This window comes from Galbitalea soli (assembly GCF_010686725.1).
In the GTDB taxonomy this organism is placed as follows: Bacteria; Actinomycetota; Actinomycetes; order Actinomycetales; family Microbacteriaceae; genus Galbitalea; species Galbitalea soli.
This window is the reverse complement of sequence record NZ_JAAGWZ010000002.1, coordinates 220,271-239,145: the sequence shown is the minus strand read 5'-3', so window position 1 is coordinate 239,145 and position 18,875 is coordinate 220,271. Positions and strand designations below refer to the sequence as shown.

The following is an 18,875-nucleotide window of genomic DNA, read 5'->3' as shown; positions in this document are numbered from 1 at the left end:
GACATGACGAATGGTGGTACCTTCATTGCCCACGATCTCGATCGGATCGGCGACTCCGCCGAGATCGAGATCACCTCGCCGCGAGCGGACGCCACCCTCCGCCCCTTCGTGCCGATCTGGGTGACCCGGGTGGGAGACGAGCTCTACGTGAGGTCGTGGAAGGGCAGTGGCGCCGGCTGGTACCGGCATCTGCTGGCGGCGGGCGAGGGCAGCATCCGCGTGGATGACCGCCTCTGGCCGATCCGATTCGAGACGCTCCCCACCGACGACCCCGCGCACGCGGCGATCGACGCGGTCTACGCCTCGAAGTACGCGCGCTTCGGCGCCGAGTACGTCGACGCGATGGTCGCGCCGGCGGCGCGCGAGACGACGCTGCGGCTGGTCGCGGCGAGCACCTGACCTCCTCCGCGGTCTGTGTGAAGATGGGGCATGGTCAGGCGCCGGGTGTCGATGGACGACATCGCGCACGCCACGGGCGTGAGTCGCTCGACGGTCTCGTTCGTGCTGAACGGCCGGGAGGACATCCAGATCCCGGCGCCCACCCGCGACCGGGTTCGCGCCGCGGCGCGTGAGCTCGGATATCGACCGCACGCGGGCGCGCAAGCCCTCGCGAAGGCCCGCACCGATCTGATCGGCATCGTGACCGATATCGTCGCGACGCCGTTCGCCGGGGAGATCATCCGCGGGGCGCAGCACGCGGCCTGGGCCCGCGACAAGTTCTTGCTCGTCGTGGGAACGGACGGGGATCCCACCCGCGTGGCAGCCGCCTTCGAGATGCTCCTGCAACGCAGGGTCGAGGGAATCATCTTCGCGACGCAGGCGAACGAATCGGTGACGCTCCCCGCGGCGGCCCGCGAGGTGCCGACCGTGCTCGTGCACTGTGTGAGCGACGCCGGCGATTTCACGACCATCCTTCCCGACGAGGAGGCGGGCGGCGCTCTCGCGACCGAGACGCTGATTCGCGCCGGTCACCGCCGTATCGGGATGATCAATCTCGACCCCTGGCTGCGCGCGGCCATCCCCCGCGAGACGGGCTACCGCCGTGCGCTCGCCACGGCGGGAGTCGCGTTCAACCCCCGTTTGGTTCGCGTCGGCCACGCGACTGCGGAGGGAGGCTACGAGGCCGCTCGGGAGCTGCTCGCCGAGGTCGATCCGCCGACGGCCCTGTTCTGCGCCAACGACCGGATGGCGATGGGCGCCTACGACGCCGTGAAGGAGGCCGGGCTGCGCATCCCGGGTGACGTCTCCGTCGTGGGCTTCGACAACCAGGAGATCATCGCGGCGTTCCTCCGACCCGCGCTCACCACGGTTGCCCTGCCGTTCGACACGATGGGCGCGACGGCGATCGACGCGCTGTGCGCTCCGAGCTTCGGACCACCGGCGGTCACCATCGTGCCGTGCCCACTCGTGGAACGCGCGTCCGTCGGCCGCTGAGACCTTGCCGCGGCGGTAGGACGATCCGTACACTGGCCGGGTACTAACGCGCGTTAGTACGGATGATCCAATGGAGGATTCATGAAACGAACGGCAATGACGCCGTCCGCGGTGAGAGCGGGAGGCGCCGCAGTCGCGCTCCTCGCCCTGGTGGCCACGGCGGTCGTGCTCGGCATCGCGCCACAGGCGCGCGCGACGAGCAGCTCCACCCCCGACTCGATGCGCTCGGTCTATCACCTGACACCGCCCGCGGGCTGGCTGAGCGACCCGCAGCGCCCGGTCTACGCGGGCGGGAAGTACCAGTTCTATTACCTGCACAGCACTCAGGACAACGGGCCGGGCGGCTGGGAGCACGCGACCACCGCCGACACGGTCGCGTTCGACGATCAGGGAACCGCCCTGCCGCTCGCAACGGCCTTTCCCGTGTGGACCGGCTCCTCCGTGGTCGACACGAACAACACCGCGGGCTTCGGAGCGGGAGCGATCGTGGCGCTCGCGACGCAGCCGACCGACGGTGACGCGTTTCAGCAATCGCAGTACCTCTGGTACTCGACCGACGGAGGGGCGACCTTCACCCAGTACGGGCCCCCGGTCATCGCGAATCCCGACGCGTCCGACTGGTTCCGCGACCCGAAGATCGTGTGGGACGCGGCCCACTCCGACTGGGTCGCGGTGATCGGACGCCAGCAGAAGCTGAGCTTCTACACCTCACCCGACCTCAAGACGTGGACGCATCGCTCGGACTTCAGCTACACGTCGCCGAACATCGGCGGGTTCGAGTGCCCTGACATCTTCCAGATGAAGGCCGACGACGGCACGTGGCACTGGGTCATGGCGGGCAGCATGCAGGGCGACTACAGCGGCAAGCCGGACACCTACGCCTACTGGACCGGAACCTGGGACGGCACCACCTTCACGCCCGACCAGACCGACCCGCAGTGGCTCGACTGGGGATGGGACTGGTACGCGGCGGTGTCCTGGCCCGACGCCGCGAACCCCGACACCTCCCGGTACGCGATCGGGTGGATGAACAACTGGCACTACGCCCCGCACACGGTGCCGACGGACGCGAGCGACGGGTACAACGGGCAGATGTCGGTCGTGCGCAAGCTGTCTCTCAAGAACGAGGGCAGCGGCGTCTACAGCCTCCTGTCACAGCCGACACCGCAACTCGCGAACTACGCGACCACGACCGTGCATCCCGCGGATGTGACGCTCTCCGGCACCCAGGCACTCGACTACCACGGCCAGGCATACGAACTCGACGCGGACCTCGCGTGGACGACGGCCAACAACATCGGCATCTCGGTCGGGACCAACAGCAACGCCAGCCGCAAGACCAACATCGGCGTGTACAACGGCAACCTCTACGTCGATCGTGGCGGTTCGGACCAGGTGCCCTACTCCTTCGGCAGCTTCCAGCAGTCGCAGGCGCCCCTCCCGACCGGCACCAGCTCCGTGCACCTCCGCATTCTCGTCGACCACGGAAGCGTCGAGGTCTTCGTCGGCGACGGCAGGATCACCCTCTCCAACCAGGCGTTCTTCGCCTCGTCCGACACGGGCATCTCGCTGTACACGATCGGCGGAAGCGGCACCTTCAGCAATCTCTCGATCACCGAGTTCGCCCACGTGCAGACGGCGGCGCATCCCGCGACGCCCTACGCCGACTTCGAGGGATCGAGCTACGGGTCGTGGACGACGACGGGCAGCGCCTTCGGCAGCGGACCGGCGACCGGCACCCTGACCGGACAGCAGACGGTCACCGGATACCTCGGCACGCGCCTCGTGAACAGCTACCTGGGCGGCGATTCCGCGACGGGAACGCTCACCTCCCCCGCCTTCACGATCGGACACTCCTACATCAACTTCCTTCTGGGCGGAGGGCACCACCCGCGCTCGTCGGACGTGTTCGCTGACTTCGAGGGAACGACGTGGGGCTCCGGGTGGACCTCATCGGGAAGCTTCTCGGGTCAGGGGCCCAGCACCGAATCGCTCTCCGGTCAGGTGGGCTCGAAGGTGCTCGACACCTATGTGGGCGGAGGCGACTCGGCCACGGGCGCCATCACGTCTCCCGCTTTCACGATCACGAGGGACTATCTCGACTTCCTCATCGCGGGCGGAAATCACCCGTGGGGATCCTCGGGTGCTGCCTCCGTCAACCTGCTCGTGAACGGTCAGGTGGTCCGCAGTGCCACCGGCTCGAACTCCTCGACGATGTCGGCCGTGAACTGGGACCTGCACAGCCTGATCGGCACGCGCGCTCAGCTCCAGGTCGTCGACCACGCGACCGGGTCGTGGGGGCACATCATGGTGGATCAGGTGCTGTTCACGAACGCGGCGAACGCCACCGCCGGCGAGCCGGATGACCAGACGACCGTCAATCTCGTGGTCGGCGGTCAGGTCGTGAGGACGGCGACCGGACAGGACAGCGAGCACCTCAGCTGGCGGTCCTGGAAGGTCGACGATCTGGCCGGTCAGTCCGCTCAGCTCCAGGTGATCGACCACAACACCGGATCGTGGGGTCACGTCGACCTCGACGAGGTGACGTTCGACGACACGCCCGCGGCGTAGCCCGGCGGGGAGACTCGATCAGAGGATCGGGTCTCCCCGTTCGCCGCGTCGCACCGTCGCGGCGACCAGCGCCTGACCACCGCGCGCGAACACCACGGCGCCCCCGCTCTCCGCCCCCGGGAAGACGACGTCGGTCCAGGTGACGCGGCCGGCATCGGCGAACAGCTCGATCGAGGTGTGGTCGAGGAGCAGGCGCAGGCGGAGTCGGCCGCCGGTGAGGGGCACGGTCAACCGCTCGACGGAGGCGAAGGTGGGGTGCACGCCCGGCGACGGGTCGGGCCGCGACAGGGTGAGCTGCGACGACGCCGGTTCGTACTCGACACGGGCCACGAGGGTGTCGCCGACTGTCCACTCCCAGCCGATGGCGGTCGCGCCGCGCGGCTCCAGCTCGAGATCGACGATCGACGGCAGCTCGAGCGCAAGGGGTCGGCGCCCCTCGAGCAGGAACGGGGCCACCGTCACGGGACTCGCCCAGCTATCGGAGCCCTCGATCTCGGCGGGCAGGCGCTGGGTCAGTTCGGGTGCGCCGTCGCCGGTGACAAGCGCGAGCTCCCGCGGGATGCTCATCGCCCCGCGCCACGGATCGGTCGGTGTCACCTCCGCGTAGTTCCAGTTGCTCAGCCAGGCGAGCATGACGCGTCGCCCCCCGGGGGCCCCGTCAAAGGTCACCCCCGCATAGAAGTCCCGGCCGTGGTCGACCCGGCGCAGGCCGACGCCGGGGTGCGGGGTGAACCGCTCACCGTCGAAGTCGCCCGTGAGGTAGGCGGTGTAGCTGCCGGTGCCCGTGCGTCCCGGGTCGCGGCTCACGATGAGCACCCAGCCGGGATTCGCCGGGTCGCCGTCGATCGGGAGGCGGAAGAGATCGGGGCACTCCCACAGGCCGTCCGGCGAGTCGAGCGGGCCGACGTCGCTGAGGTAGTGCCACTCGCGGAGGGTATCGGAGCGGTAGAGGACCACGCGGTGGTCATCCGCCTCGACCGCGACCATCACCCAGTAGCCGGTGCCGTCGTCGGCCGTGTACCAGAACACCTTGGGGTCGCGGAACGCGGTCGAGCCACGGTCGAGCACCGGGTTCTGCTCGTATTTCGTCCAGTGGTACCCGCCGTCGGTGCTGTAGGCGAGCGACTGCGCCTGACGGCCGGAGGCGAGGGCGCTCGTGTAGACGGCGACGATCGCGGGGCGGCCGGGTTCGCCGAAGCCGGAGCTGTTCGCGCGGTCGAGCACGGCCGAGCCGGAGAAGATCGACTCCTCGGGTGTGCAGGCGATCGCGACGGGATGCTCGGTCCAGTGCAGGAGGTCGGTGGAGGTCGCGTGGCCCCAGCTCATGTTTCCCCACGCCGCGCCGAAGGGGTTGTGCTGGTAGAACAGGTGCCAGGTGCCGTCCAGCCAGAGCAGGCCGTTGGGGTCGTTGATCCAGTTCTGGCGGGTGGTGAAGTGGAGCGCGGGTCGACCGGTCGCGGCGGTCAGGACGCGCGCCGATCCGCGAGGCCCTCGCCCGCCGACTCCCGAGGGGTGGCGGGGCAGGCGAGCCGGATGACCGCGTCCGGTGCCGCCGCATCGATGCCGAGCAGCACCCGCACTCCCGCGGCGCCGAGCTCGTAGTGCGGCAGGGCGACGGTGGAAAGCGGTGGCCGAAGGTGGGCGGCGATCACCTCCTGGTTGTCGAAGCCGACCACGGCCATGTCCTCGGGGATGGCGAGCCCGCGCTGGCGGAGCGCGTCGTAGAGCCCCATCGCGAGTCGGTCGTTGTAGCAGAACACGGCGGTGACACCGAGGCCGAGCAGTTGTTCGGCGGCCCCGTATCCGCCCTCCTGGTCGGGGTAGGCCTCGAAGACGAGGGCAGGGTCGAAGGCGATGCCGGTGGCGGCGAGCGCCTCCCGGTAGCCGAGGAGCCGGCCGGTGCGCGCGGGTGCCGGGGTGGTCGCGTTGATGAAGGCGATGCGACGGTGCCCCTGCTGCAGCAGCAGCTCGGTGGCCGTGCGACCGCCCTGTCGCTCGTCGGGCACGATCGCGCGGCCGGTGCCGTCGTTCGAGAAGCAGTTGACGAGCACGAAGTCGGTTTCGCGAAGGGCCTCCGGCACCTCGGCGGCGCGATGGAACCAGGTGGAGTAGAGGATGCCGCGCACCTTGTGCTCGAGCATCATGGAGATCGCGTCGCGCTCCGCCTCCTCGTTGCCCTCCGTGTTGGCGACGAGGAGCACGAAGCCGTGCTTCCACGCCTCGTCCTGCGCACCGTGGATGATCTGTCCGGCGAAGGGGGTCGTGGCGATGGCGTCGGCGACCAGCCCGATGAAGCGCGAGCTGCCGTGCACGAGCGTCTGCGCGAGCGCGTTCGGGCGGTAGCCGAGTTCGTCGATCGCCTCGCGAACGCGGCGGCGGGCATCCGCACCGATGCGCGCGCCCTTCTTGTCGTTGATGATCATCGACACGGTCGCGGTGGAGACCCCGGCGGCGTCGGCGACGTCGCGCATGGTGACGGGCTGCGTGCCCCGCCCCGCCGACCGCCGTCGCGGCGAGCCGCCGGTCCCGCCCGGTGAGGCTTCTTCAGACGTCACAGTCCCTCCTGCCCGTAGTGTACCGACCGCGCTTCGTCACCCCTTCGTCGCACCGCTCTCCAGGCCGTAGATGATCGCCTTGTTGAGCACGAGGAACACGAGAAGCAGGGGTGTCACGGTCACGCAGACCGCCGCGAAGGTGGCCGTCCAGTCGACTTTGCCCATCGCCCCGATGTAGTTCTGCAACCCGAGCGGGATCGTCTTGAGACCGTCGGAGAGCACGAAGGTGTTGGCGAAGATGAAGTCGTTCCAGATGAAGATGCTGTTGACGAGCACCACCGTCACGACGGTGTTCACCGAGAGCGGGAGGGTGATGAGCCCGAAGATGCGATACGGTCCCGCCCCGTCGAGCGACGCGGCCTCGTAGGTCTCGCGCGGGATGTACTCGAAGAACGACGAGAAGAGGTACACCGACATCGGGAGCGCGAAGCCGGCCAGCGGGATGATCATCGACGGGTAGGTGTCGAGCAGGTTGACCGAGGAGTAGTCGATGAAGAGCGGCACCAGCGCGATCTGCACCGGCACGATGATGCCGATGAGGAACAGCCCGCGCACGACGCGGCTGAGCCGGAAGCCGAGCACCTGCAGCGCGTAGGCGGCCATCATCCCGAGCAGGACGATGAGGATGTTCGCCCCCATGGTCACGATGAGGCTGTTGACGATGTTCAGGCCGAGGTTGCCCACCTGGAAGGCGCGACCGTAGTTGCCGAAGGTGATCGACGACGGCAGGGCGAAGGCGTTGCCCGTCGTGAAGTCGTGCTCGGTGCGCACGCTCGTGAGGAACAGCCAGACGAGAGGATACACCTGCACGATGACGATCGCGACGACGAGGATCGACGAGAGGCGCTGAACCAGGTCGGGGCGACGGCGACGCCGGCGGGGGCGACCCGAGGCGGGGGTGCGTGACTGGTATCGGGCGGCGAGGCCGGTGGATGACATCAGGCGTCCGCCTTTCTTCTGAGCATGAGGAGGATGAGGCCGACGGCGACGAGGCACTCGACCACGATGAACACCGAGATCGTGCTCGCGTAGCCGTAGTCGGTGCTCGTGAAGGCCGTCTTGTACATGTAGGTGGTGAGGAGCTCCGACGACTGCCCGGGGCCGCCGTTGGTCAGCAGGTAGGGGATGTCGAAGCCGCGAAGGCTGTAGGTGGCGGCGACGATCGTGGTCGTCGTCCACACCGGGCGGATGTAGGGGAACCGGATCTGCGTGAAGATGCGCCAGCGCGAGGCACCGTCGAGGCGCGCGGCCTCCTCCAGTTCCTGGGGCACCGCGAGCAGAGCCGCATAGATGATGAGCATGTAGAGACCGGTGAAGCGCCAGCCCTCCGGGATCGACACCGCCGCGAGCACGGTGTGGATGTCAGACAGCCAGGGCCGCTCGAGGCCCCCGAGCCCCAGCCAGGCGAGGATCTGGTTGATGAGGCCGACCGGGTCGATCGAGTAGATGCGCTGGAAGAGGAAGGCGATTGCGACGGTCGAGATCACCGCGGGCAGCAGGTAGAGCGTCTTCACGACCTCGCGCCCCCGGCGGAACGAGGTGAGGAGGCTGGCGACCACGAGGGCCCCGCCGAGCTGCAGCACCAGGCAGATCACGAGGTAGCCGAGCGCGTTGAGGAAGGAGTGCCAGAACACGCTGTCGCCCGTGAGCATGTGCACGTAGTTCTGCACCCCGACGAACTGCATCGCGCTGATGCCGTCCCACGAGAAGAAGCTGAGCACGAGCGACTGGATGATCGGCAGCAGCACCGCCACCCCGTAGAGCAGCAGCGGCGGCACCAGGAACACGAGCACCGAGAGCCGTGATCGGTTGGGAAGCATGAGGGGCCTTTCGGGTGGGGGGCCGGAGCCCCCCACCGCAGGGTGTCAGTTGAAGAACTTCGGAGCGTTCTGGGCGAGCGTGTCGTCCATCGTGCTCGTGAATTCAGCGGGTGTCGTGTTGCCCTGCACGAGCAGCGTGAGCTCCTGCTGGAGCCGCGTGTTCGTGGTCGGGTCGAGTTGCGTGTCCCACGGCATGGCGAGCTTGGTGCCGAGGTTGTCGGCCTGCGCCACCGCCTTCGCGTAGAGCGGGGTCGCGCCAGCCGGAATCGTGGTCGTCACGTTGCTGGTCGGCGACAGCGCGCCGGTCGCCGCGATGAGCGCCGGGTACCGGGTGAGGGCGAACTTCAGGAAGTCGCGCACGAGCGGGTCGAAGGTCTTCGAGCTCACCGCCATGCCGATTCCGGACGGCGACACGAACTCGTTCGCCGCGGTCGCCGAGTTGGCGTCGGTCGGGAGCGTGAAGTAGTCGACGTCGTTCCGCACCGACGGGTCCAGCTTGTCGGTCGCGAGGCTGCTGAGCTCCCAGGTTCCGATGTTGTAGACCGCCGCCTTGCCCGAGGTGAACAGCGCCTGCGCGTCGGAGTAGCCGACCGAGGAGAAACCGTTCTCGAAGCACTTGGCCGAGCCGAGCTGGCTGAGCCAGTTGATCGCCTTCTGGCCGGGGGCGTCGCTGAACTTCGCCTTGCCGGTCTTGAGCGTCTGCACGTAGCTCGGCCCCGCGACGCGGAACGGCTGGTAGGCGATGTACCGCTCGAGCGGCCACTGATCCTGCCCGTCGATCGCGATCGGCGTGATGCCCGCCTTGCGCAGCGCGGTGCACATCGCAGGGAAGTCGTCCAGGGTGGCGGGCACGCTCACGCCGGCCTTCTGGAACAGCGCCTTGTTGTACCAGAAGAACTCCTCCTGGAACTCGAACGGCACCATGTAGAGCGAGCCGTCGTCGAAGCGCTGGTAGTTGAGGGCCGCAGGGCGGTACTCGTTGTAGAGACCGTAGCTCTTCAGGAGCTTCGCGACGTCGATCATCCGGCCCTGCTTCGCGAGCTTCTGGGCGAAGGGGGTGGCGTCGGTGTCGAAGAGTTCGGGGAGCTTGTTCGCCGCGGCGAGCGTCTCGTACTTCTGGATGTACGACGGGCGGTCGGGCGTGGTGATGAGGTTGAGCGAGAAGCCCGGGTGCTTCGCGGCGTAGTCGGCCGCGATCTGCTTCATCACGGTGATGACGCCGCCGTCCGCCGGCCGGGAGAGCAGCCAGGAGATCTGCCGCGGCACGATCTTGCCGCTCGGCGAGATGCTGCCCGAGCCCGAGCTCGATGCTCCCGCGCTGCAGCCGGCGAGCGCGAGGGCGAGCGCGACGCCCGCCGCGACCGCGGCCGTGCGAATGGGTTTCTTCATTGTTCTTCCATCTCCTTTGATTGGGACAATAGTGGTGAGGGTGTTGCGGTTTCGGCGCGTTGGAAGACGTGAAGGTCGCGGATGACCGCGGATCCCTCACCGGCGAATACGCCAATTCGCCCGTCTGTTCGGTCGTAGATGCGCGTGCTCAGCGCGACCTGTCCATCGAGGACGGCCACGCAGAGATCGTCATCGACGACCACGTCGAGGGTGTGCTCGCCCGGCCCGAGATCGCAGGGCCGCTCGAGCTCGATCACGAAGGGAACGTCACCGGAGACCTGCCACTGGGCGGCTCCCGTGACCGCACGCGGCCAGCGATCGAAGACCATCCGGCCGCGCCTGGGCTCCAGGCGGATCACGTAGCCCTCGTCGCCGTCGGCGCTCGCGCGCAGCAGCAGACCGCACTCGGTGGTGCCCCCTGCGATGTCGACGACGAGACGCGCACGGTATTGCGCGGGAAGCACGGTCGTGGAGACCGCGCTCGCATAGCCGTCGGGCACCCGGAGTGCCAGCGGCAGCGGCGACGGAAGGGCGACATCCAGGCGCTCGGTGAAGCTGTCGAGGAGCTCGGGAGCGAAGCCGAAGCCGAGCGTGCCGTCGGCCCGCTGGTGCGCCTCGAGTACCGACATCGTTCCGGCCCACTGCCACGCGCCGTCATCGCGGGATCTCTCCTTCGTCGCGATCCAGCCGAAGAAGAAGCGGCGACCGCCGAGCTCGGCCGACTTCGACGCGTAGAAGGCGCGACCGTCGACCGAGTCGTGCTCGGGCACCAGCCAGGGGCCGTCCGGGGTGCGCGCCATGCGGTACCGGGTGGTGAAGGAGTCGGTGAACTCCGAGTAGACGAGGTACCACCAGTCGCCCCAACGGAAGACGTCCGGGCACTCGTGGGTCACGTAGCGGCGCGGGTCCCAGAAGGGGTCGACCGGGGTCCAGTGCACCAGATCCGGCGAGGTCAGCTGCGCGATCACACCGCGGCGACGGGCGGGGCCGGAGTCGTGCCGCGCGGCGACGAGCATGCGCCAGAGGCCGGTGCGGTCATCCTGGAAGACGAAGGGGTCTCGCCAGTCGGCCGTCTCGAAGCCCTCCGGGGCACCCACGGTGTGCTCGCCGTGGCGGCTCCAGCTCGCCATGCCATCGTCGCTCGTCGCGTGCATCACGAGCTGCAGGGGCTGGCCGTCGGCGCCCAGGCGGCGAGGATTCTGGCCCGTGTAGAAGAGGTGGTGGATGCCGTCCGGGCCCCGGACGATGCTCCCGGTGTACACGTTGAAGTCGGGGTCATCGGGGCCGCCGTGCGGGAAGGCGACGCCGCGGTCGTCGAAGTCGACGCCGTGGGTCGTGGTCACGAGATTCCAGGGCGTGCCGGGCTTCGGATCGGCGCGGAGTTCGTGCAGGTAGTACAGCCAGAAGGCGCCGTCATGCGCGACCGGGATCACGTCGCCGACCCATCCGGTGACGGGCTGGAAGAAGACGGGAGGTCGCATCGGCGGTGATGTCCATTTCTGATTAAGCGTTTTATCAAGATGGAGAGTAGCGCGAAGTCGCGACGTTGGTCAAGCGCTTAATCACATTTTCTCCGGCGGGCGCCTCGCCCCGTGACGCGGGCCACGCCAGGGGCTACCCGGTCGGTGCGGATGATCGCGGGCCAGCGCCTCTTCGTCCTCACGATCCGCGCCGCAACGGGGGCAGCGGCGAGCGCCCTCGTGCCCTAGTGTTCGAAGATGACCTCCGCACCCGAATCCCCCCGCACGCTCGCGATCATCGTCAACCCGAGCAAGTTCGATGACATCGACGCGACCAAGGCGCAGGTCGCCGAGTTCGCCGCGGCCTCGGGCTGGAACGAGCCGCGCTGGTTCGAGTCCGACCCCGACGACGGCGGCGTCGCCGCGGCCCGCGAGGCGCTCCAGGTGAAGCCCGACCTGGTCTGCGCGATGGGCGGCGACGGAACGGTGCGGGCTGTCGCGAGCGTGCTGCGCGGGACGGGCATCCCCTACGGGCTTCTGCCCAGCGGCACGGGAAACCTGCTCGCCCGGAACCTGGGAATCCCGCTCGACTCACTCGACGACGCTCTGCAGGTCGCCTTCCGCGGTCAGGACCACCCGATCGATGTGGGGCTCGCGACCTTCGACGACGGCCAGGAGCACGCCTTCGTCGTGATGGGCGGCGTGGGCTTCGACGCGACGATCATGGACAAGACCGACGACAAGCTCAAGAAGAAGGTGGGCTGGGCGGCCTACGCCGTGGCGGGCGGCGCCAACCTGTTCGGGGGCAAATTCAGCGCGACCCTCGAGGTCGACGGCGCGGCGGAGGACAGCGTCGACTGCCTCATGGTGCTGGCCTGCAACTGCAGCTCGGTGATCGGCGGCATCGAGGTGGCGCCCGGCGCGACGGTCGACGACGGCCAGCTCGACGTGGTCATGCTGCGCCCCAACATCGTCGCGGGCTGGGTCGGTGTCGCCATCGACGTCGCCATCGGCAACCGCAACGGCATCGCGTCGATCCGCCAGTGGTCGGGCAGGGAGTTCGAGTTCACCCTCGACCGGCCGGTGCTCGCCGAGCTCGACGGCGACCCCATCGGCGAGACCGCGAGCGGGCGATTCGGTGTCGACCCGGATGCCCTGCTCATGCGCCTCCCCGTCCCCGCCGTGCGCCACCCAAGCCTCGGCGCCGTCGCAACCCTCGACGAGGACTGAGCCGGCGGGCGCCGCACCTCACGCCGCGCCTCACGCCGCACTTCACGCAGCACCCGCGACGGTCGCGCCGACGCAGACGCCCAGACAGCTGAAGTAGACGACGCCCGCGAACAGGGCGTGAAAGGTGACCCGGGGCGGCATCCGCCCGGTGACCGTGTCGACGATCGCGCCGCCGTAGCTCCTCCAGAAGCTCGCGTCGGGTCGCCAGGCTCGGGATCGGCCACGCAGCATCGCGTCCCCCACGCTGTTGCCGATGGTCAGCGCCACGAGGGCGAGCCACGCCGGCAGCACGGCCGCGCTGAGCAGGAAGCCCACCCAGAGCAGGAATCCGACGACGCCCATGGCCGCGTGGATGACCACCGTCGGCGCCCCCGAGCGGCCTCCCCTCCACCACCCCACCAGGAGCGACACCCCCACGGACGCCTGGATGATCCAGGTCGCGAGCACCACGTATTCCATCACCATGGAGGGAGGCTACTACATTCGTAGTGCCCTGTCACTACGACTGTAGTGTAGGATCCGGACGTGACGGCGAGACGAGAACGAGCACTTCAGGCGGCCGTGGACGAGGTCGCGGAGCACGGCATCCGCGCGCTCACGCACGCTCGCGTCGATGCGCGCGCGGGCCTCCCGCGGGGGTCCACCTCCAATTGGTTCCGCACTCGCGCCGCCCTCCTGGCCGGCCTCATCGAGCACATCGCCGACGCGGAACGCTCCGACGCGCCCGCCCCGTCACCGGCCGGTCCGCTGACCGAGCTCGAGCTCGTCGACCTCGTCTGCGCTCTCATCGACGCCGAATCCGGGCCCCACGCCTCGCGCACCCGCGTGCGGCTCGCGCTGTCGCTCGAGGCCGCTCACGACAGCGAACTCCTCGCGCCGTTCCTGCGGCAGCGCGGGCAGATGGTGGAGTGGATGTCGTCGCTGCTCACGCGTGCTGGTGCACCGCATCCGGACGAGGCGGCCCGGGCGCTGCTCGCGTGCGGCAACGGCATCCTCTTCCATCGCCTGACGGTCGACCCGGCGGGCGAGATCCGCCCGACGGTCGCCCGGTGCGTTCGCGCCTGCCTCTCCTGAGGGGGCGTCGCGCCCACGACCTTCGCCGTCGGGCGCTGCCCAACTCCGCGACGCCGCATGAGAAAAGTTCTCGCACGCACCGCGCGCGCCGGGTCTAGTTTTGCCTCGACACGACCGATCCGGTCGCAGGAGGCGCCTCGCGCCACAGGCGCGGCGGCTCCCCCTTTGGTGCTCTACCCGAGGAGTTCATGATGAAGGCTGTTCAGTTCACTGAGTACGGTGGTCCCGACGTGCTCACCCTTGTCGAGATCGACGAGCCCCACGCGGGCCCGGGCGAGATCCGCATCGCAACCCGTGCGGCGGGGGTGAATCCGGTCGACTGGAAGATTCGCGCCGGCTACCTCGCCGCCTACTTCCCCACCCGGTTCCCCTCCGGTGTCGGCACCGACGTGTCGGGCGTCGTCGACGAGGTCGGCGACGGCGTCACGACCGTCTCCGTCGGCGACGAGGTGTTCGGCACCGCCCCGGGCGGCTCGCTCGCCGAGTACACGGTGCTCACCGACTGGGTGAAGAAACCCGCCGCGATGAGCTTCGAGGAGGCGGCGGGACTCCCCCTGCCGACCGAGACCGCTCAACGGATGCTCAACTACGCCTCCCCGAAGCCCGGCCAGACCCTGCTCATCAACGGTGCCGCGGGTGGCGTCGGTCTGTCGGCGGCGCAGTTCGCCGTGAGCGAGGGGCTCAGCGTCATCGGCACGGCGAGCGAGGCCAACCACGAGTACCTCTCGTCGATCGGCGTGATTCCGACCACCTACGGCGAGGGGCTCGTCGAGCGCGTGACGGCGCTCGCGCCCGGAGGTGTCGACGTCGCTCTGGACGCCGCGGGCTTCGGCGCGCTCCCCGAGCTGATGGCGCTGACCGGCTCCGCCGACACCGTGGTGACCGTGGCCGACATGGCCGCCGCGGAGCTGGGGGTGCACCTCTCCCCCGGGCCCGACGAACCCCGCGCACCGGAGGGCCGCACCCGCGCCGCGGAGCTCTTCGAGAGGGGGTCGTTCCGCATGCCCGTCGCCCACCGCTACCCGCTGGATGCGGCGAGCGCCGCGCACGAACACTCCCAGAGCGGGCATCTTCGCGGCAAGATCATCGTCACGATCCCGTGACACGGCGGTGGGGGGGGGGGGGGCGGGGGGGCGCCCCCGCCCCCCCCCCCACCGCGGCCGTCACATCCGCTGCGTGATGCAGAGGAAGTTGCCCTCGCTGTCACGGAACCAGGCCGCCTTCATCCCGTCGGAGGTGGCGACACCGTCGACGGTCTTGAGACCGGGCACGTCGTAGTCCTCGAAGACCACACCGTGGGAACGGAGAACCGACATCTCGCCCTCGAGGTCGTCGGTCATCCACCCCATCTGCGTGTTCTTCGCGGTGCCCGCGTTCGCCGTCTCGTAGACCTCGAATCCGGTTCCGTTCCCGAGGTCGTACATGAGGTTGCCCGGTTCCTCCATGGCGGGATCGAGCCCCAACTTGTCGTGGTAGTAGGTGCGCGCACGGGCCAGGTCGGCCGCCGGCAGCACCGTGTGGATTTGCTTCAGCATGGGAGTGCCTCGTCTTCATGAGATCGAGTTGTGTGCGATATGTGGAGGTGGGAGACCCGCGTCTCGAGCGCTCGACGGCGTCGCGGATACCGGGACTCCTCGTCGCGCGGGCTGGGGAAACCTGCCCGTGGGGCGGTGAATGTGCCTAATCGCGCCCCACGATACGCCGGGCGACGACGGCTGTCCATGGGCGGCTGGTGCGCCGCCCATGGACAGCCGGATGCACTACGCGGGTGCGATCCAATACTGGTTCGCACCACCCACGCAGTCGTACAGCTGAAGCTGCCGCCCGTTGGTCGTGTCGCCGTAATTCAGATCGATGCAGCGCCCCGCGGCGACGTTCTGCAGCCCCTGATTGGCGACGCGAGTCCACTGCTGGTTCGTCGAACCCGTGCAGCTCGCGACATCGACGAGTGTGTGGTTGGCGGTCTGCCCGGGCGGAACCTCCAGGCAGACTCCCGCCGTCGTGATCGTCCCGTCGGTGTTCATCGTCCAGGTCTGGTTGCCGTTTCCGAGGCAGTCCCAGATCTGCGCCCGTCCCGACGCCACATCGCGGTCCAGGCACTTCGACAGGGCGTCCCACACGATCGCACCGGACGGCGGCAGAGCACGGGTGGGGCCGACCCACGCCTGATTGGGCGACCCGACGCAGTCGTAGACCTGCAGCCGCTGCCCGTTCGTGTAGTTGCTGTAATCCACGTCGAGACAGCGCCCGGAGAGCACGTTGACGATGGCACCGAAGTTGCCGCGGGCCCACTGCTGGTTGGCCGCACCCGAGCACGGTGCCGTCTGCACGAGGGTGTGGTTGGCCGTCTGGCCGGCGGGGAGCTGCATGCACACGCCGTTCACGACGAGCGACCCGTCGGCCTGGAGGAGCCAGGACTGGTTCGAGCCGCCGGTGCAATCCCAGATCTGAACGTTGCCGGTGGGGCCGTCGTTGTCGACGCACTTCATCGTCTCGGGATCGGTGGGCTGAGATCGGGACAGCTGTGACAGAGCGGCGACGATGGCACCGCCCGGCGAGACCCCCTCGGGCGAGGCGAGCCACGCGGAGCGCAGCGGCGAGAACGACAGACTGCTCGCCGTGATCGAGCCACCGGTCGCCGTCAGCGCGATCCCCTGACTGGTCGCACCGGAGTTGAAATCGACGTTGTCGCTGATCACGGTTCTGCCGTCGTTGCCGTACACCTCGAGTTGGCCGCGATCCACCAAGATGTGGATGCTCACCGCACCGTTGATCGGCGGCATCGCTGCAGCGAACGTGGGGTGCACGCTCCCCGCCGCGTTGTCGACGACGAGCTGCTGCGTGGTCAGGTCATAGGAGACGGACGCGTCGCTGGAGCCGTCTGATCGCCGATGCAGTGAGAACGAGACGGACGTCGCCGTGGCCCCCGCGGTCGCGAAGCTGCTCTGGATCTCGTAGCTGTCACCCGTCGTCGCCGTGAACGGATCCGACGCCGGACTCGTCGTGATGGACCGCGACGACCACGATTGTGTGCTGGCCCGAAGGCTCGCGATCTCCGCCACGGGGTTCCGCGTCAGCCGGATGCCATCGGAGTAGGTGCTCAGCCCGAGTTGCGCGGGGAACGAGGCATTGCCCGTCCATGTCGCCCCGTGGTTGCCACCCTGCCACCCCACCTGGACGACCCGCGCCGAGGGCAGTTGGTTGAAGGTCTGGGAGGCGTACCAGGTGCCGCCGTAGTTGGTCGCGCCGGATTCCATGGTGAGAGGAGTCGTCGAATCGGGAACGAACATGCTCGACGCGTCCAGGTGCCCGACGAGGTAGTGACCGCCCGCATCCTGCAGCACCCAGCGCTCGTTCGCCGTGTTGCCATCGACTGGTAATTCGTAGAGATCAGGGCACTCCACGAACCAGCTCGCGGAGTAGTGACCCACCTTCACCCACGACAGCAGGTTCGTCGAGGTGTAGAAGCTCGCTCCCTGGGAGCCGGTGAAGTCGTAGAGCACCATCACCCAGCGGTTGCCGACGGGATCCCACTGCACCTTCGGGTCGCGACTCTGCGTGGTTCCCGTGGAGACCACCTGAGCGCCGCCGTTGTACATGTGGAAGGTCCTCGCGCCATCGACGCTGTACGCGATGCTGACGCCGTCCGTTCCCGTGAAGAGCAGGATGGGGTCATCCGATCCGCTGCGCAGTCCCGTGACATTGGCCGTGTCGACCCACGCCGATCCCGACCACAGCAGGCTCTGCGGTCCGCCGGGTGCGTGAACACCGGGTTCGAGCGCGATGGGCTGCTGGGTCCAGTGCACCAGGTCGGTGCTCGTCGCGTGCCCCCAGTGGATGTCGTTGTTGGCACCGAGCGAGTGCGGATTGCTCTGGAAGAACAGGTGGTAGACGCCCCGGTAGTAGACGGGACCGTTGATGTCGTTCATCCACCCGTTCGGCGGGCTGAAGTGGAACTGCCCGCGGAACGGCTCGCTGTAGGTGGTCGAGGCGTAGGGGAATTCCGGGTAGCCCGCCGCGGTGCCCGCCCGTGCCGACTGGCCGGCCAGAGCGGGCAGCAGGATGCCGCCGAGCACGATCGCGGCGACGGCGAGCGCCGAACGCCGCAGCGCCACCGCGCGAGAACCGGCCGTCACGGCGTCGCCCGGAACCCGTAGCTCGTCGAATAGGCCTGGAACTGCGCCGAGGTACCGCTGTCCATGACGTGCGTGTTCGTCGTGCTCGCGTCCAGCACGACGGTGTGCACCGCCACGTTCGCCACGAAGTGGTTCGACGCCAGATAGTTTCCGTCGCCGGACTTGACGAGAACGAGCGTGGGTGTCGCCCCGCTCGGCGTGATCGAGCCCGACGGCACGTTGAATGAGAAGTGGTTGGCGATGAGCGCGTTGTTGCTGCCGTTGAGCTGCACCAGTCCGAAGAGGTCGTCGAGGCCGTTGTTGTTGCCGACGAATGGCCCGTACGTCTCGGGCTGCCTGTAGAAGTGGTTGCCACTGATGAGGTTCTCGGTGCACACCCCCGACAGGTTGACGACGCCGGGATAGAAGGCGTGGAACCGGTTCGACGTGATGCTCGACAGCGTGCAGTTCACGAGCGTGACAGACGACTTTCCCCGGGGAAACACGTTGTTGCCGGTCACCAGGAGCCCGAAGAAGGACTCGGCGTAGATCGAGTAGCCCACGTACCCCGCTCCGATGGAGTTGTTGGAGATCGTGCTCGCCTGCCCGGAGCCGGTGAGCTTGATGCAGTTGCCGCACTCGGCGATGAAGTTGTCGGTGACGCGGAGCGCGTCGGCGTTCTTCACGATGAGCGCGTGTTCGAGGTAGACGAAGCCCATGTTCTGGATGTGGGCGGAGTCGTTCGCGCTGTCGAAGCGAATGCCGATTTTGCCGTTGGTGTAGGAGTTCTCGTTCGGTGTGAACGCCATCCCGTCGAGACAGAAGTTCTCGAAGGTCACACTGCTGAGCCGGGGGTCGCCGCCGCGAGTGACGATGAAGGCTTCAGAATTGCCGTCCGTGTTCTGAACCGTCACGTGGCTGGAGCCCGGATTGATCTCGTACCAGGCCGAGGTGTTCGAGGTGTTGTAGCGGATGCTCAGCGAGGTGAAGCCGTGGCCGGATCCTCGGATCGTCAGATAGCTGATATCCACGGTCACCCGGGTCTTGAGCGGATAGTCGCCCGGCGGAATGTAGATGACCGCTCCCGGCTTCGCCGACTGCGAGGTCTGATGCGCCTTCACGTCGGCGATCATGCTGTTGATGACGGCGCCGATGTCGTCGTAGCAGGTGACGCTGCTGCCGGGAATGGTCCATGCGGTGACGTCGTAGACGGTGCTCAATGCTTCC

At 68.3% G+C, this 18,875-nt stretch carries 16 protein-coding genes; 6 read left to right on the top strand and 10 right to left on the bottom strand.

Annotation, left to right across the window (positions count from 1 at the left end):
* Nucleotides 1-3: 3 nt before the first annotated feature.
* From G3T37_RS07195 to G3T37_RS07185, 3 genes are all read left to right on the top strand, one after another.
* On the top strand, nt 4-399 hold the full coding sequence (locus G3T37_RS07195; protein ID WP_163472824.1) for a DUF2255 family protein: 396 nt from the start codon (nt 4-6) through the stop codon (nt 397-399).
* 30 nt (nt 400-429) lie between these two features.
* The gene (locus tag G3T37_RS07190; RefSeq protein WP_163472823.1) at nt 430-1,434 is read left to right on the top strand and encodes a LacI family DNA-binding transcriptional regulator; all 1,005 of its coding nucleotides are present in this window, start codon (nt 430-432) and stop codon (nt 1,432-1,434) included.
* A gap of 81 nt (nt 1,435-1,515) precedes the next feature.
* Nucleotides 1,516-4,005, top strand: a complete 2,490-nt coding sequence (locus G3T37_RS07185; protein WP_241732276.1) for a glycoside hydrolase family 32 protein — start codon at nt 1,516-1,518, stop codon at nt 4,003-4,005.
* An 18-nt stretch (nt 4,006-4,023) separates the two neighbouring features.
* On the opposite strand, the gene G3T37_RS07180 is transcribed toward G3T37_RS07185, so the two are convergent.
* Genes G3T37_RS07180 through G3T37_RS07155 form a run of 6 tightly spaced genes read right to left on the bottom strand, consistent with a single transcriptional unit; the run spans nt 4,024 to nt 11,250 of the window.
* Nucleotides 4,024-5,472, bottom strand: a complete 1,449-nt coding sequence (locus tag G3T37_RS07180; RefSeq protein WP_163473673.1) for a glycoside hydrolase family 32 protein — start codon at nt 5,470-5,472, stop codon at nt 4,024-4,026.
* On the bottom strand, nt 5,469-6,560 hold the full coding sequence (locus tag G3T37_RS07175) for a LacI family DNA-binding transcriptional regulator (protein WP_422110972.1): 1,092 nt from the start codon (nt 6,558-6,560) through the stop codon (nt 5,469-5,471). The genes G3T37_RS07180 and G3T37_RS07175 overlap by 4 nt, the downstream gene beginning before the upstream one ends.
* A gap of 36 nt (nt 6,561-6,596) precedes the next feature.
* The gene (locus G3T37_RS07170) at nt 6,597-7,499 is read right to left on the bottom strand and encodes a carbohydrate ABC transporter permease (protein WP_163472822.1); all 903 of its coding nucleotides are present in this window, start codon (nt 7,497-7,499) and stop codon (nt 6,597-6,599) included.
* Nucleotides 7,499-8,380 carry a carbohydrate ABC transporter permease gene (locus G3T37_RS07165; RefSeq protein ID WP_163472821.1) on the bottom strand — a complete coding sequence of 294 codons (882 nt, stop codon included), beginning with the start codon at nt 8,378-8,380 and terminating at the stop codon, nt 7,499-7,501. The genes G3T37_RS07170 and G3T37_RS07165 overlap by 1 nt, the downstream gene beginning before the upstream one ends.
* Nucleotides 8,381-8,425: 45 nt before the next feature.
* A complete protein-coding gene (locus tag G3T37_RS07160) occupies nt 8,426-9,769 on the bottom strand; it encodes an ABC transporter substrate-binding protein (RefSeq protein ID WP_163472820.1) in 1,344 nt (447 codons plus the stop codon).
* Complete coding sequence (locus G3T37_RS07155) at nt 9,766-11,250, bottom strand: GH32 C-terminal domain-containing protein (protein ID WP_163472819.1); 1,485 nt, start codon at nt 11,248-11,250, stop codon at nt 9,766-9,768. Before G3T37_RS07155 ends, G3T37_RS07160 begins: the two co-directional genes overlap by 4 nt.
* 237 nt (nt 11,251-11,487) lie before the next feature.
* Between G3T37_RS07155 and G3T37_RS07150 the strand changes: the two genes are divergently transcribed.
* A complete protein-coding gene (locus G3T37_RS07150) occupies nt 11,488-12,459 on the top strand; it encodes a diacylglycerol/lipid kinase family protein (RefSeq protein ID WP_163472818.1) in 972 nt (323 codons plus the stop codon).
* Between the two features lie 42 nt (nt 12,460-12,501).
* Here the strand turns inward: G3T37_RS07150 and G3T37_RS07145 are convergent, their stop codons facing one another.
* Nucleotides 12,502-12,924 (bottom strand): hypothetical protein, encoded by a 423-nt coding sequence (locus G3T37_RS07145; protein WP_163472817.1) that lies wholly within the window; start codon nt 12,922-12,924, stop codon nt 12,502-12,504.
* Between the two features lie 60 nt (nt 12,925-12,984).
* Between G3T37_RS07145 and G3T37_RS15275 the strand changes: the two genes are divergently transcribed.
* Together G3T37_RS15275 and G3T37_RS07135 are read left to right on the top strand one after the other, a co-directional pair.
* The gene (locus G3T37_RS15275; RefSeq protein WP_163472816.1) at nt 12,985-13,533 is read left to right on the top strand and encodes a TetR/AcrR family transcriptional regulator; all 549 of its coding nucleotides are present in this window, start codon (nt 12,985-12,987) and stop codon (nt 13,531-13,533) included.
* Nucleotides 13,534-13,724: 191 nt separating this feature from the next.
* Nucleotides 13,725-14,636, top strand: coding sequence for an NADP-dependent oxidoreductase (locus tag G3T37_RS07135; protein ID WP_163472815.1), 912 nt, complete (start codon nt 13,725-13,727; stop codon nt 14,634-14,636).
* A 60-nt stretch (nt 14,637-14,696) separates the two neighbouring features.
* Here G3T37_RS07135 and G3T37_RS07130 read toward each other — a convergent pair whose 3' ends face one another.
* The 3 genes from G3T37_RS07130 to G3T37_RS07120 all read right to left on the bottom strand — a co-directional run bounded on the left by G3T37_RS07130 (nt 14,697) and on the right by G3T37_RS07120 (nt 18,868).
* Entirely contained in the window at nt 14,697-15,068 is a 372-nt protein-coding gene (locus tag G3T37_RS07130; RefSeq protein WP_163472814.1) for a VOC family protein, read from the bottom strand.
* A 225-nt stretch (nt 15,069-15,293) separates the two neighbouring features.
* Entirely contained in the window at nt 15,294-17,669 is a 2,376-nt protein-coding gene (locus G3T37_RS07125) for a ricin-type beta-trefoil lectin domain protein (RefSeq protein ID WP_163472813.1), read from the bottom strand.
* The gene (locus tag G3T37_RS07120; protein ID WP_163472812.1) at nt 17,666-18,868 is read right to left on the bottom strand and encodes a NosD domain-containing protein; all 1,203 of its coding nucleotides are present in this window, start codon (nt 18,866-18,868) and stop codon (nt 17,666-17,668) included. Before G3T37_RS07120 ends, G3T37_RS07125 begins: the two co-directional genes overlap by 4 nt.
* Nucleotides 18,869-18,875 lie beyond the last annotated feature (7 nt).

Bases quoted from the DNA above. Each gene is read 5' to 3' on its own strand.
- G3T37_RS07195 (WP_163472824.1), top strand. From the start codon at position 4: ATGACGAATGGTGGTACCTTCATTGCCCACGATCTCGATCGGATCGGC.
- G3T37_RS07190 (WP_163472823.1), top strand. From the start codon at position 430: ATGGTCAGGCGCCGGGTGTCGATGGACGACATCGCGCACGCCACGGGC.
- G3T37_RS07185 (WP_241732276.1), top strand. From the start codon at position 1,516: ATGAAACGAACGGCAATGACGCCGTCCGCGGTGAGAGCGGGAGGCGCC.
- G3T37_RS07170 (WP_163472822.1), bottom strand. From the start codon at position 7,499: ATGTCATCCACCGGCCTCGCCGCCCGATACCAGTCACGCACCCCCGCC.
- G3T37_RS07165 (WP_163472821.1), bottom strand. From the start codon at position 8,380: ATGCTTCCCAACCGATCACGGCTCTCGGTGCTCGTGTTCCTGGTGCCG.
- G3T37_RS07160 (WP_163472820.1), bottom strand. From the start codon at position 9,769: ATGAAGAAACCCATTCGCACGGCCGCGGTCGCGGCGGGCGTCGCGCTC.
- G3T37_RS07155 (WP_163472819.1), bottom strand. From the start codon at position 11,250: ATGCGACCTCCCGTCTTCTTCCAGCCCGTCACCGGATGGGTCGGCGAC.
- G3T37_RS07150 (WP_163472818.1), top strand. From the start codon at position 11,488: ATGACCTCCGCACCCGAATCCCCCCGCACGCTCGCGATCATCGTCAAC.
- G3T37_RS07145 (WP_163472817.1), bottom strand. From the start codon at position 12,924: ATGGTGATGGAATACGTGGTGCTCGCGACCTGGATCATCCAGGCGTCC.
- G3T37_RS07135 (WP_163472815.1), top strand. From the start codon at position 13,725: ATGAAGGCTGTTCAGTTCACTGAGTACGGTGGTCCCGACGTGCTCACC.
- G3T37_RS07130 (WP_163472814.1), bottom strand. From the start codon at position 15,068: ATGCTGAAGCAAATCCACACGGTGCTGCCGGCGGCCGACCTGGCCCGT.